Source organism: Actinokineospora inagensis DSM 44258, from assembly GCF_000482865.1.
Taxonomy (GTDB): Bacteria; Actinomycetota; Actinomycetes; order Mycobacteriales; family Pseudonocardiaceae; genus Actinokineospora; species Actinokineospora inagensis.
Genome location: NZ_AXWW01000013.1, coordinates 165,897 through 178,789, shown reverse-complemented (window position 1 = coordinate 178,789; position 12,893 = coordinate 165,897). Strand labels below are relative to the sequence as shown.

Below are 12,893 nucleotides of genomic sequence, written 5' to 3'. Positions count from 1 at the left end.
GGTTGGTGTCGGCGGGTCCCGAGGCGCGCGGCGCAGGTTGGTGGACTTCGTCGATCAGGCGTGGGTTTTTGGGCGCGCGGTGTTGGGTGTGGCGCTTCGCCGATTTGCGTGGGTTTTCTTGGTGTGCGGTGCGAGAGTGGAGCTTCGTCGATGAGGTGTGGGGTTTTGGTGTGCGGTGCGAGAGTGGAGCTTCGTCGATGGGAGGTGGGTTTCGAGGGGCGCGGTGCGAGTGCCGGGTGTCGGGTGGGGCGTTCTCACACGGGTGGTTGGTGCGGGTGCGCGGCAGAGAGTGGGGGGTGGGGCGGGAGGCGGGGCGGTGGGGGTTAGCGGCGGTGGCGGCCGTTGGCGAGGCGGGTGCGTTCTTCGGCGGTGCCGAAGCGGGCGATGTCGCGGTCGCGGATGAAGCCGAGGCGGTCGGGGGCGTGCATGCGGAGGCGGATTCGGTTGGTGTCGGGGGGGATGCGGCTTTGGGTGGCTTTGCTGGTGAGCATGACCACCAGGAACGAGATGGGGACGGTGGCGAGGGCGGGTTGCTGCAGGAAGGTGGGTGCCCAGCCGCCGGTGTAGCCGCTGACTGTCACCAGGACGATCGAGGTGAGGACCAGGCCGCCGCCGATGACCATGCCTGCGGCGGCGCCGACCCAGGTGATTTTGCGCCACCAGATGCCGAGGAGGAGGACGGGGCAGAAGGTGGAGGCGGCGAGGGCGAAGGTCATGCCGACGCTCAGCGAGATGTCGCTGGGGCGCAGGACCAGGGCCAAGGCCAACGGGACGCTTCCGGCGACGGCGGTGCCGAAGCGGAAGTCGCGGATGCGGCCCTTGAGCACGTCGGTGGACAGGACACCGGCGACGCTGACGACCAGGCCCGATGAGGTCGACAGGAAGGCGGCGAAAGCGCCGGCGGCGGTGATGGCGCCGAGGATCTCGCCGAGGGTGTTGGGGGCGATCTTCATCGGGAGGGCCAGGACGGCGGCGTCGGTGCGGCCGGTGGCCAGGAGCTCCGGGGCGTAGATGCGGGAAAGGGCGCCGATGAGGATGGGGAAGACGTAGAACAGGCCCAGCAGCAGCAGGACGTGCAGGGTGGTGCGGCGGGCGGCCTTGCCGTCCGGGTTGGTGTAGAAGCGGACCAGCACGTGCGGCAGGCCCATGGTGCCCAGGAACAGGGCGATGATCAGCGAGTACGTGGTGAACAGGTCGCCGGTGCCGCTGACCGGTCGGAGCCAGGAGGCGTTGTCCAACTTGGCGGGGCGCACCACCGGGGTGCCGGTGCCCGCGGTGAACCGCAACTCGGTGCCCTCGTCGACGGTGTGGTCACCCGGGCCCCAGTAGACCGGCCCCTCCGCGGGCGCGCCGTCGACGCGGCCGCTGACCCAGAGGATCTCGCCGTCCTTGACCTGGAGGGTGACGTCGGTGTCGGCGTTGATCACGGTGTCCTGGGTGAAGCGCGGCGGTAATGGCTCCGACAGGCCGGTCGCGCCCAGGCCCGCGACACCGCCGTCGGAGAAGAACAGGACGCACAACACGAAGGTGGGTGCGGCGATGGCGAACAGCTTCAACCAGTACTGGAACGCCTGGACCACGGTGACCGCGCGCATCCCGCCGCCGAACACGTTGACGATCACCAGGATCGCGACCACCGCCGCGCCGACCCAACTGGGCACCGACGGCAGGATCTGCCGCACCGTCAACCCGGCGCCCTGGAACTGCGGCACCAGGTACAGGATGCCGATGAACACGACGAACGCGGTCGACAGGCGGCGCAGCCCCGTCGAACCGAGCCGGGCCTCGCAGAAATCGGGCAGCGTGTAGGCGCCCGAGCGGCGCAGGGGCGCGGCGACGAACAGCATCAACGCCAAGTAGCCCGCGGTGAAACCGATCGGGTACCACAGCGCGTCGGCGCCGTCCTTGAGCACCAGACCGGCGACACCGAGGAACGACGCCGCCGACAGGTACTCCCCCGACACGGCGGCCGCGTTGCGGCGGGACCGCACGGTGCGGCGCGCGACCAGGAAGTCCTGGGTCGTGCTGGCCAACCGGGAGCTGCGAAACCCCAGGTAGAACGTGGCGAGACCGACCAGCCCGATCGCGACCACGGCCCACAGGTTCAGTTCCAACTCATCCCACCCGCGACAGCGCTACTTCTCGACCATGTCCACGAAGTCGCGTTCATTGCTCTCGGCCACCACGTTGTACCAGTACCCGATGCCGAACAACAGGGGGAACGGCAACACCCCGAGCAGCAGCCACGGCAGCGACACCCCGGCCAACTCGATGTCGCTCAACTCCGGGAACAGGTAGAACGCCAACGGCAGCGCCCCGAACACGCCGACCGCGAACAACGCCAACCGCAGCGACGCGCGGAACTGGGTGCGGATGAACGCGCGCACGACCTCCTCGGCCCAGCTCGTCTGCTCCTCCAACTCGACCACGGTGCGCAGCACGGTGACCGGGGCCCGCGAATCGGCCAGGATCACCTTCTTGCGGCGCGGCCGGTGCGGTGGCGGCTCGCCGGGACCGTACGGCCGGTTCACGCGCCGCCGCCGCGGACCAAGCGGTCCTTCAGCTCCCGGGTGTGCCTGCGGCTGACCGGCAGCACCTTCTCCTCGTGGCCGATCACCACCGAATACCCCGAGCCGCCCATCCGCAGCTCGGTGATCAGCGAGATCGGCACCAGGTACGAGCGGTGGATGCGCACGAACCCGGCCTTCTCCCAGCGCTCCTCCAACTGGGCGAGCGGGATCCGGACCAGGTGCGACCCGTCCGAGGTGTACAGCCGGGCGTAGTCGCCCTGCGCCTCCACCCACCGCACCGACGCCCGCGACACGAGCTTGGTGGTCCCCGCCAACTCGACCGGGATGACCTCGTCGTCGCGCTGCTCGGGCACCGCCGCCTGCGGACCGCCGCCGTTCTGGTGGATCTTGGCCAGCACCCGCTCCATCGCCTTGTCCAGCCGCGGCTGCTCGGCGGGCTTCAACAGGTAGTCGACCGCGCCCAACTCGAACGCCGCCACCGCCTCGTGGCTGTGCGCGGTGACGAACACCAGCACCGGCGCCGGTTTGAACCCGGCCAGCACCTTCGCCAACTCCATCCCGGTGAGCCCCGGCATGTCCAGGTCGGCGAACACCGCGTCCACCACCGACAGCCCCTGCTCCTTGCGGGACGCCAACTCCGGGTCGTCCCCCGCCAACTGCAGCAACGCCTCCGTCGCGTCGAAGGCCGTGATGACCCGCCGGACATGCCGGTTGCCGTTGAGCCGCTCGACCAGCACGTCCATGCCGGCCTTCTCGTCGTCAACGGCGAGGACGACGAGGCCAGGGCTGTTGTTCGCTGTACTCACGGTGAACGCAATCTTGCCGATCGATCAGGGCAGATGTCTACGGGCGGTCGACCCGGACACCGGTGAAGCAGTCCGCACGATTGTGACAGGGCGTCAAACTAACACTCCCCCCAGCGACATCGCCCCCGGGCGCGACCCTTCCCACCAGAGCCGATCCGCGCAGGTCAGATCGCGCCGCCGAGCGGAACGGCTGTTTGCGGTTTCGAGCCACGTGTCGCACTCCTACGGCACGTCCGGCGGCACCGAGTGCGGAAATCCCCAGCTCACGCCTGCCAGCCCGACCCCACCGACCGCGCCCCAGCCCCCACCCTGTCCCGGGGGGCGTCCCCGAGGCCAGTCTACCGGGGGTGGTGGTGGCGGGAAAGGCGTGCTTGTTGGCTGTTGATGGTGGGGGTGGATGTGGATAACTCCGGGGTCGGGCGGTGTGGGTCCCGGCACGGTGGGGAGATGCGGTTGAGCGAAACGGGTCTGGGCCAGGTGGTTGGGGCGCGTACAAGGTCGGGCCGGGGACGCTGGGGCGAAACCTGGGCAGGCGGCCCAGCACACACAAGTTGGACAGGGAACGCTCAGGCGAGACCTAGCCAGGTGGTCCGGCGCGCGAAAGGCTGAGCAAGGAACGCTCGGGCGAGACCCAGCCAGGCGGTCGGGCACGCACAACGTTGAGCAGCGAACGCTCAGGCGAGACCCAGCCAGGCGGCCCGGCGCACGAGGTTGGACAGGAAACGCTCGGGCAAGACCCGGCCAGGCGGCCCGGCGCACACAAGTTGGGCAGAGGACGCTCAGGCGAGACCCGGGCAGGCGGGGTCCGGCGCGCGAAAGGCTGGGCAAGGGACGCTCGGGCGAGACCCAAGCCAGGTGACCCGGCGCGCACAACGTTGAACGGGTGACGCTTGAGCGAGACCTGGGCCAGACAGGTCTGGGGGGTGGGACACAGGCTGGACCTGGAGCACGCGGCCGGCCCGCGGAGCCTCAGCAGAAGACGTCCAGGAGGCGGGGACCGACTCGAACCCTGGACGGGAGACGGGCGAGGTGCGGGGCCCAAGAGCGCGGCGCAGCTACCAGCCGAACCAGGACCCCGCGACCCGAACCGAACACCGAAGAAGCGGGCCAGTGGTTAGAGGCCGAACCTGGACCAGGTGGCGCGGTTCTCCAACGCCTGTACGGCGGCCAGCACGCGGTCCGATGTGGACAGACCGGGGCCGCCCGCGAGACCGAGCCTGGCCAGCAGCGGCCGCTTGGGTTCGGCGACGGCGATCTCGGCCTGGGGGAAGCGGTCGGCGATGACCGAGCGGAGGGTGCCGAGGCCGTCGACCAGGCCGAGGTCGAGCGCGCGGGCGCCGGTCCAGACCTCGCCGGAGAACAGGTCGGTGTCCTCGCCGCGGAGGCGGTCGCCGCGGCGGTCGCGGACCCAGCCTGCGAACTGCTCGTGCAGTTCACCGAGGTGGTCGGTGAGCCAGTCGACGTCTTCGGGCTTCTCCGGCTGGAACGGGTCGAGTCGCGCCTTGCGGGTGCCGGCCGTGTGCAGCCGCCGTTCGACGCCGAAGCGTTCCATCAGGCCGACCAGGCCGAAACCGGAGGACACGACGCCGATCGAGCCGATCATCGACGACGAGTGCGCGTAGATCTCGTCGCCCGCGCACGCCAGCAGGTAGCCACCGGAGGCGGCGACGTCCTCGCAGAACGCCAGGACCGGCACGCCCTTCTTCGCCGCCAGCTCGCGGATCCGCTCGGTGACCAGGGCCGACTGGGTCGGCGCGCCACCGGGCGAGTTCACCGCCAGCGCGACGGCCACCAGCCGGTCGTGGTCGAAGGCGCGGGTCAGCGCCGACTCGACGGTGCTGATGTTGATCGCGCCGCGGGTGATCGGGGTCGGCGTCGGGGTGATCACCCCGTGCAGCCGGACCACCGCGACCACCGGTGCCCGGTCGCCGCGGTCGCCGATCCGGGGCAGCTTGGCCAGCTTCTCGGTGACGCTCATACCGCGCAACCCTACGTCCGAACAGCTGAGAACGGCGTTCGACGGGCGGTCACGGCGGCGGGAGGTGCCCGTTCGGGCTCTCCGCCTCCTCGCGGTCGTCCGCGTCGTTGCCGTAGTTGGGCAGGTCGGGGCGGACGCCGGGGAAGTACTTCGGCACCCGCAGGGTGATCTTCATGCCCGCCCCCGGCGCGGTCTCCACCATCAGCGCGTACTCCTCGCCGAAGGTCTGCCGCATCCGGTGGTTGATGTTGCCGACCCCCACGTGCGAGCCGGACTTGTGCGCGTCGCGCAGGTCCTCGAACAGCCGGTCGGCGTCCATGCCGACGCCGTCGTCCTCGACGATGATCAGCGCCTCGTGCCCGTTGTCGTGGGCGAACACGCTGACCGTGCCGCCACCGGGCTTCTTCGCGATGCCGTGCCGCACCGCGTTCTCCACCAGCGGCTGCAGCACCAGGAACGGCACGACCACGCCCTGGACCTCGGGGGCGATCCGCAGCCGGACGCTGAGCCGGTCGCCGTAGCGGGCGCACTCGATGGTCAGGTACCGGTCGATGTTGCCCAGCTCGTCGGCCAGCGTCGCGTACATCCCGTTGGACCGGAAGGAGTACCGGGTGAACGCCGCGAAGTCCTGCAGCAGCTCCCGGGACTGCTCGGGGTCGGTGCGGATCAGCGACGAGATCGTGTTCAGCGTGTTGTAGATGAAGTGCGGCGAGATCTGCGCCCGCAGCGCCCGCAGCTCCGCCTGCGCCAACTGCTGCTTCGACTCGTCGAGCTTCGCCAGCTCCAACTGGATGGTCAGGAACCGGGCCACCTCGTCGGCGGCGCGGATCATCCGCTTGCTGTCCACCCCGCCGACGACCACCAGCGCGCCCTCGACCTGCCCGTCGACCAGCAGCGGCACGATCACCGCGGTGCGCATCGGGCAACTGCCCCGCCTGCGGCACTGCAGGTTCTCGTGCTGCACGTGCGCCCGGTGCCCCTCGCGGACCGTCTCGAAGATCAGCTCCTCGAGGTCGGCGTAGTGCTCGTTGGCCGACCCGTCCCAGGACAGCAGCCTGCCCTCCCGGTCGGACAGGCCGACCGCGACGCACTTGAGCATCTCCCGCAGGTGCGTGGTCGCCTGGTCGGCGGCGTGCTCGGTCAGCCCGTTGCGCAGCTCCGGCGCCGCCTTCGACAACCGCTGCACCGTGTCCAACACCGCGTCGTGCACGGTCCCGGACTTGCGTGGCCTGCACAGGAACACGAACAGGCCGAGCACGATCAGCGTGGCGACGACACCGACGAACGCCCGCTCGGTCAGGAACTGGCCCACCCGCACATGCTCCCGTTCCCCCGACTGGCGTGACAAGGACGCCCCCAAGGTACTCGGCTGATCATTTGAGCAGCCGGGACATCCGCCGGTCGGCCAGCGGCTTGCCGCCGGTCTGGCAGGTCGGGCAGTACTGGAACGACTTGTCGTGGAACGCCACCTCGCGCACCGTGTCCCCGCACACCGGGCACGGCAGGCCGGTACGCGCGTGTACCCGCAGACCAGAGCGCTTCTCGCCCTTCAACCGGGCCGCGTCCTGGCCGACCGACCGGGCCACCGCGTCGGTCAGCACGGTGCGGGTCGCCTCGTAGAGCCGGTCCACCGACTCCCCCGGCAGCCGCGCAGGTGTGGCGTAGGGGGAGAGCTTCGCCACGTGCATGATCTCGTCGGAGTAGGCGTTGCCGATGCCCGCGATGACCTTCTGGCTGGTCAGGATCGTTTTCAGCCGCTCGGTCCGCGCGCCGAGCAGGGCGCCGAACTCGTCGCGGGTCAGGTCGAGGGCGTCCGGGCCGAGGGTGGCGATCTGCTCGATCTGGGCCGGGTCCTCGACGATCCACACGGCCAGGCCCTTCTTGGTGCCCGCCTCGGTCAGGTCGAACCCTGGGCCCTGACCCGGCGGACCCAGGTGCACGCGCAGCGCCAGCGGGCCCTTGCCCGGCTTGGGCGGCGTGGCCGACATCGTGTCCGCCCAGCGCAGCCAGCCCGCCCGCGCCAGGTGCGTGACCAGGTGCAGGCCGTCGGCGTCCAGGTCCAGGTACTTGCCGTACCGGGACGCGCCCGTCACCGGCCGACCGTGCAGCGCCGTCCACGGCGGGCTGGCGGTCTTGAGCACGCTCAGCGAGGCGACGTCGACCCGCGCCACGGTGCGCCCGACGGCGTGTTCGCGCAGGTGGTGGGCCAGGGCCTCGACCTCGGGGAGTTCCGGCACGCGACCAGTCTCGCCGAGCCGGGCCGCGCTGTCATGCCCCGCGACCCGGCGTCACCGGTTGTGCGCGCTCAGGTGACCGGTTTGAGGATGCCCTCGTAGCTCGGCTGGGTGTCCTGGCTGATCTCCTTGGCGACCCGGGCCAGCTCGTTGCGCGCGCTGAAGTAGCCCCGGATCGTGCCGACCCACCGCTCGGTGGGCTCGCCCTCGCCGTCGTCGCCGGTCTCCGCGAGCAGCCGCCACGGCCTGCGCACGATCCACCGGGCCGGGAAGAACAACATCGCCAGGATGAGCAGCAGGAGTAACCAGATGGGGACGTACACGTCGGCGGGCATCCACGCCACCAGGGCGATCACCAACACCACGACCAGCGACAGCATCACCACGCCGGGCACATAGCCCGCCGCCACGTCGTGCTCGAAATCGTCCTCGGTGGCCGGGGTACGCCACTCGAGGCTGCCGTGCACGGTCCAGAGCCGACCGTTCACGTCGCGGACCTGACGCGTCATCTCCCGCCCTCCGGCCGCTGGCGCGGCCCCGCAGGGCACACACCGTGGGTCTGACAGCACCAGGAGACAACGTTACCGCCTCCCCGCTGCGACCAACGGGTGAAATGCCCGACCAGCAGTGCGGGCCGATTGTGGCACCGCCGAGCCGAGTTGATCAACTATCGGGGGTGGCGACCACTCGTCACGGTGAGCGTCGACACGGAGCCACCCCAGGCCCCGCCCCGCCACGACCCCGGCCTGCGCGGCCGGGTGTACTCGGCCTGCTTGGTCACCGCCGTCGTCTGCCCGGCCGAGTTGACCTTGGTGGTGACCGTGGTCTCGGTGATCACCTCGTACCCGTCGTACGACGACCAACTGTGCTGGTAGGTGGTGGTGGTCGAGGTGTAGACGATCGGCAGCGACTCGTCGAACGTGGGCACCCGCTGCGGCGCCAGGCTGTTCGACCGCTGCTGCCCGACCGGGCGGTGCTGCTGCTGCGGCTGCTCCGCCTGCTGGTTCGCGGGCGGCTGCTGCCGCTGCTGCTGCACCGGCACCCGCACCACCTCGCTGGCCGCCCGCGTCGTCTGCTGGGCCGCGGGGGCCTGCGGCGTGGTCCGGACCTCCGGCTGCTTCGGCGCGCTCGGCTGGGACGTCGGCGCCGACGTGCGCCGCGGCACCGACGGCGGCGTCACCGAACCCGACGGCGCCGGATCCACCACGGCCGCGTCGGACGGCTGCGGGACGACCAGCAACTCCGTGGGACCCGCGCCGTCGAACTCGGCGAACGCGTGCTGGTCACCACTGGCCCCCCACGGCACCAGGGCCAACCCGAACACCCCGACCGCGGCCGCCGAGGTCGCCGCCAACGTCACCTGGATCTTCGCGCTGGACAACAAGCCCTTCAGGACAACGGCGCCCGTCGAAACCGAAGAGGACGCGAGCCCCACCTGCTGCCACAACGCGAACCCCGCCAACGGCGCCGCGATGAACGCGGCGTGCGCGCGAAGACCGGAACAAACATCCTGCAACTCGGCCTGCATGGCGGTACACGAAGAACACGTGGCCAAGTGCGCGCGCACCTTACGCCGCTCCGTGCCCTTGATGCTCCCAGCCGTGTACGCGCCAAGCTTCTCGAGAACCGAACGACACCCGGTGGAACCGCGGTCCACAGTCAAATGCGCCTGCAAGTACGCCGCACGCAAACCCTGCCGCGCCCGCCGCGCCAACGCCGCCGTCGCATTCGGACTCAAGCCGAAATTGCCCGCGACAACAGCGGGCCGCTCCCCCTCGACCTCCACCTTCCACAACACACTCCGCCAACGCTCCGGCAAACTCGTGAACGCCCGCGTGATCAACGTCCGTTCGGTCGACACACCCGTGTCGTCCGGACCGGCCCCCACCCGGTGGCTGAGCTCCTCATCGCTGACCGGCACGTCCCGCCTGCGCGCGCTCCACTCCCAAGCCACCCGCCGCGTCACGATCAACAGGTACCCGCGCACGTTGTCCACCGGCCCGGAACCCCGGCGAACCGCCTGCAAAACCCGGAAAAACGCCTCGGCGGCCAAATCCTCGGCCTCGGCCCGATCGGCCACCAACCCCAGGGCCAACCGGCGCACCGCATCCGAATGCCGCGCGAACAACTCCCCGAACGCGGCGTCATCCCCAGCACGCAACCGCCGCAGCAGAACCAAATCCTCGTCCGCGTCGTCGCCAACCCGACGCCCGCCCGCAGGCCGGTGAATCCCGGTCATCCGGCCCGGTACCTCCTCCTGGCCGACGAGACAGTGGAGAACAAGATGCCACACCCGAATGACCGGCGGTCGATAAACGTGAATAACGTTAAGAGGACCCCATCATCCGTACTAGCCCGCCCAGAGCGACCCGACCGGCCCAACGGCACCCCTCTCACGTAGGGAGGCGGGAGTCAGACCCCCACCCGCACAGCGCTGGGCGAGCCTAAGCTATAGTTCCCCCACATCGGCAAGAGCCGGTAAGCGGATGTAGCGCAGTTGGTAGCGCATCACCTTGCCAAGGTGAGGGTCGCGAGTTCGAGTCTCGTCATCCGCTCGCAAGTGGCAGGCGAATGCTCATGGGGAGCATTCGCCTTTTCTTGCTCGGCCACGCTTGTGTGGGGGCGGAGCCCCCACACCCCGCCCCGGGAGGCAGGCCCCCGGACCCCCGCCGTGGGTGGGCTGGAGTGGGACAGTAGACCCAGCGGGTGCGGGGGTCGGGGTAGGTCACAGGGGTGGAGGTTTCGCGGTCAACGACCGCGAAGAGGTCGTGATCACGCGCGGCGGCTGATCACGGCGATCGAGCGCCTGGAGTCTGTCGAGACCCGGAACTGCGAGACAAGCTGAGCGGGGCGCTCAGCGACGAGGTCAGTTACCGGGGACGCCGAGGCCGATGGGGCAGGTGATGCCGGTGCCGCCCATGCCGCAGTAGCCGTTGGGGTTTTTGGCGGGGCTGAGGTACTGCTGGTGGTAGGGCTCGGCGTAGTAGAAGGGCGTGGTGGGGGCCACCTCGGTGGTGATGTGGCCGTGGCCGGAGGCGGTGAGGGCGGCCTGGTACGCGGCCAGCGACGAGGTGATGGCGGTGTGCTGGGCCTCGTCGGCGTAGTACAGGGCGGAGCGGTACTGGCTGCCGAGGTCGTTGCCCTGGCGGAGGCCCTGGGTGGGGTCGTGGCCTTCCCAGAAGACCTTGAGGAGGGCCTCGTAGGTGGTCTTGGTGGGGTCGAAGACGATGAGGACGGCCTCGGTGTGGGCGGTCTGGCCTGAGCAGACCTCTTCGTACGTCGGGTTGGGGGTGTGGCCGCCCGTGTAGCCGACGGCGGTGGTGTAGACGCCGGGGAGTTGCCAGAAGACCCGTTCGGGGCCCCAGAAGCAACCCATGGCGAAGACCGCGGTCCGCAGGCCCGGCGGGAAGGGGGGTGCGATGGGGCGGTCGGGGTACACGGCGTGCGCCGCGGGGACCACCATGGGCTCTTGGCGGCCCGGCAGCGCCTCGTCGGCTGCGACAATGCGAGTCTTGTCCCGCCTGAACAGCGTCATGACCCCACTGTAGAGACCGGGCCGGGCAGGATCGAGCCGAGTGGAAGACCAACGCATGCAGTGGCAGGACAACATCCGCGACCTGGACGAACAGCTCGCGGCGGGCGACATCGACATCGCCGAGCACCGGCGGTTGCGGGACGAGGCGCTGGCCGAGGCGGCGTCCGGGACGAACCGGCGGACCACGTCATCGGCGTTCCTGCCGCAGCGCACGGCGGGGCAGCAGCGGCGAACGCAGGTGGACCAGCCGCAGACGGACGGCGAGGCGGTGTTCACCGAACAACCCAAACGGCGGATCGGCGTGATCGCGGTGGGGGTTGTGGTGGTCGCGGCCGCGGTGGGCGCGGGAGTCTGGTTGTTCAGCGGTGACAAGGCCGAGGAGAAGCCGCAGGCAGAGGCCACCGCGGCGGAGAAGTTGGCGAAGCAGTTCCCGGCGTTACCGGGCACGGTGTGGTCACCGCCGACGGTTTTACCGGTGACGGTGGGCGTGCAGCTCGACCTCTACGGCTCGGATCTCTCCGCCAAAGGCAGCACCGGGCTGGTGAACGCGGCCTCGACGGACGGGCCGCGGTCACTCACCGTCAACGCCCTGGACAACGGCGGCGGACCCGACCGGGCGGTGGACGCGCTGCGGTACGCGATCGACGAGGGCTGGCTGACCGAGAGCGCGCCGAACGACGTGCAACTGGTCCGCACCGGCCGGGGCGGCGTGCAGTACCTGCGGGCGATCTACCAGTCGGGCAACTGGACGGTCCTGGTCACCGTCGAGTCGACGAAGGTGGACAAGGACTTGCGGGCCTACCTCGACACCGTGCTGGCCAAGACCGAGGCGGCGCTGCCTGCCGGCTGAACCCCCCAAGTCACATTGGGTAGGGTACGTGGGCAGGCGCGGTCTTCCTTACCGCGCACACTTGTGCGCGACCTGTGATTGGGGTGAGGGGCTCGGCGATGACGTGGCAAGAAGAGTTAAGGCAGTTGGACGCCGACCTGGCCGCGGGGCGCCTGTCCTCCGACGACTACCGCGTGCGGCGCGACGCCGTTCTCGCCAAGGCCGCATCCGGTGACACCGGGCTGCCCAGCCTGCCGGTCGTACCCACCCCACCCGCCGCCGAACCGATCACCCAGCTCCCACTGCCGCCCGCGCCGACCACCCCGCCACCCGCCCCCGCGCAGCCGATCTCCTCGGCGCCGGTGACCCCGGGCACGCCGGAGTCCGTCGACGGCCCGTTCCCGCCCGCGTTCAAATGGCAGGACGACACCCCCGCGGTCGAGCAGACCAACATCATCCCGCCGATCACCGACGACACCCCACCCCCGCCCGGACTGCCCAACAGCGACCGGACGCAGACGGTGCGGCGGGAAGAGGCGCAGCCGGACCGCACGCAGGTCGTGCGCAACCCGGAGCAACAGGCCGACCGCACCCAGGTCGTGTCGAGCAGCGAGATGCGCACCGTCACCACGAACATCCCGCCGCCGCTGCCCCAGCAGCAGGTCGCACAGCCACAGCCGGTACCGCTGCAACAGCAGCAGCCGCAACCGCAGTGGACCCAGCGACAGCGACCCGTGGAGAGCTCGCCGCCGTGGTGGGCCGGTGACGAGGTCCCGGACCTGAGCCACGCGTGGCACCAGGGCCAGGACGTGTTCGCGGCCAACAACAAGAGCGGTCGGGGCAAGACCGTCCTGGTGATCATCCTGGCCATCGTGGTGCTGGCCGGAGTCGCGCTGACAGCCTTCCTCATCGGCAAGAGCGTCGGCGAAAAGCACTCCAGCCTCGCCGCACCACACTCCCACTCCCAGGCGTGGTAAACC

11 protein-coding genes and 1 tRNA gene are annotated in these 12,893 nt (G+C 70.2%); 3 read left to right on the top strand and 9 right to left on the bottom strand.

Features of this window, described 5'->3' with window-relative positions; all coding sequences use genetic code 11:
- Positions 1-323: 323 nt before the first annotated feature.
- The 8 genes from H504_RS0104795 to H504_RS42845 form a co-directional block, all read right to left on the bottom strand.
- Entirely contained in the window at positions 324-2,114 is a 1,791-nt protein-coding gene (locus H504_RS0104795) for a sodium/solute symporter (protein ID WP_026421857.1), read from the bottom strand.
- Between the two features lie 21 nt (positions 2,115-2,135).
- On the bottom strand, positions 2,136-2,531 hold the full coding sequence (locus tag H504_RS33265) for a DUF485 domain-containing protein (protein ID WP_035303286.1): 396 nt from the start codon (positions 2,529-2,531) through the stop codon (positions 2,136-2,138).
- On the bottom strand, positions 2,528-3,337 hold the full coding sequence (locus tag H504_RS0104785) for a LytR/AlgR family response regulator transcription factor (RefSeq protein ID WP_026421856.1): 810 nt from the start codon (positions 3,335-3,337) through the stop codon (positions 2,528-2,530). The genes H504_RS33265 and H504_RS0104785 overlap by 4 nt, the downstream gene beginning before the upstream one ends.
- Before the next feature lie 1,114 nt (positions 3,338-4,451).
- The gene (locus tag H504_RS0104780) at positions 4,452-5,315 is read right to left on the bottom strand and encodes a S49 family peptidase (protein ID WP_026421855.1); all 864 of its coding nucleotides are present in this window, start codon (positions 5,313-5,315) and stop codon (positions 4,452-4,454) included.
- Between the two features lie 49 nt (positions 5,316-5,364).
- Positions 5,365-6,627, bottom strand: coding sequence for a histidine kinase (locus tag H504_RS33260; RefSeq protein WP_425394035.1), 1,263 nt, complete (start codon positions 6,625-6,627; stop codon positions 5,365-5,367).
- A 61-nt stretch (positions 6,628-6,688) separates the two neighbouring features.
- Entirely contained in the window at positions 6,689-7,552 is an 864-nt protein-coding gene (locus H504_RS0104770; protein ID WP_026421854.1) for an Fpg/Nei family DNA glycosylase, read from the bottom strand.
- A gap of 68 nt (positions 7,553-7,620) precedes the next feature.
- Positions 7,621-8,058, bottom strand: coding sequence for a hypothetical protein (locus H504_RS0104765; protein WP_026421853.1), 438 nt, complete (start codon positions 8,056-8,058; stop codon positions 7,621-7,623).
- Positions 8,059-8,216: 158 nt separating this feature from the next.
- Positions 8,217-9,788 (bottom strand): sigma factor, encoded by a 1,572-nt coding sequence (locus H504_RS42845; protein WP_084467381.1) that lies wholly within the window; start codon positions 9,786-9,788, stop codon positions 8,217-8,219.
- 243 nt (positions 9,789-10,031) lie between these two features.
- Between H504_RS42845 and H504_RS0104755 the strand changes: the two genes are divergently transcribed.
- Positions 10,032-10,104 (top strand) — tRNA-Gly (locus tag H504_RS0104755).
- Positions 10,105-10,415: 311 nt separating this feature from the next.
- Here H504_RS0104755 and msrA read toward each other — a convergent pair.
- Entirely contained in the window at positions 10,416-11,084 is a 669-nt protein-coding gene (msrA, locus tag H504_RS0104750) for a peptide-methionine (S)-S-oxide reductase MsrA (protein ID WP_026421852.1), read from the bottom strand.
- Positions 11,085-11,124: 40 nt separating this feature from the next.
- Between msrA and H504_RS0104745 the strand changes: the two genes are divergently transcribed.
- Positions 11,125-11,934 (top strand): hypothetical protein, encoded by an 810-nt coding sequence (locus H504_RS0104745; protein ID WP_157440199.1) that lies wholly within the window; start codon positions 11,125-11,127, stop codon positions 11,932-11,934.
- Positions 11,935-12,032: 98 nt separating this feature from the next.
- Positions 12,033-12,890 (top strand): hypothetical protein, encoded by an 858-nt coding sequence (locus tag H504_RS0104740; protein WP_026421850.1) that lies wholly within the window; start codon positions 12,033-12,035, stop codon positions 12,888-12,890.
- Positions 12,891-12,893 lie beyond the last annotated feature (3 nt).

What these genes read in the sequence shown, in the direction of transcription:
- msrA (WP_026421852.1), bottom strand. Translation starts at nt 11,084, where the DNA reads ATGACGCTGTTCAGGCGGGACAAGACTCGCATTGTCGCAGCCGACGAG.
- H504_RS0104765 (WP_026421853.1), bottom strand. Translation starts at nt 8,058, where the DNA reads ATGACGCGTCAGGTCCGCGACGTGAACGGTCGGCTCTGGACCGTGCAC.
- H504_RS42845 (WP_084467381.1), bottom strand. Translation starts at nt 9,788, where the DNA reads ATGACCGGGATTCACCGGCCTGCGGGCGGGCGTCGGGTTGGCGACGAC.
- H504_RS0104780 (WP_026421855.1), bottom strand. Translation starts at nt 5,315, where the DNA reads ATGAGCGTCACCGAGAAGCTGGCCAAGCTGCCCCGGATCGGCGACCGC.
- H504_RS0104740 (WP_026421850.1), top strand. Translation starts at nt 12,033, where the DNA reads ATGACGTGGCAAGAAGAGTTAAGGCAGTTGGACGCCGACCTGGCCGCG.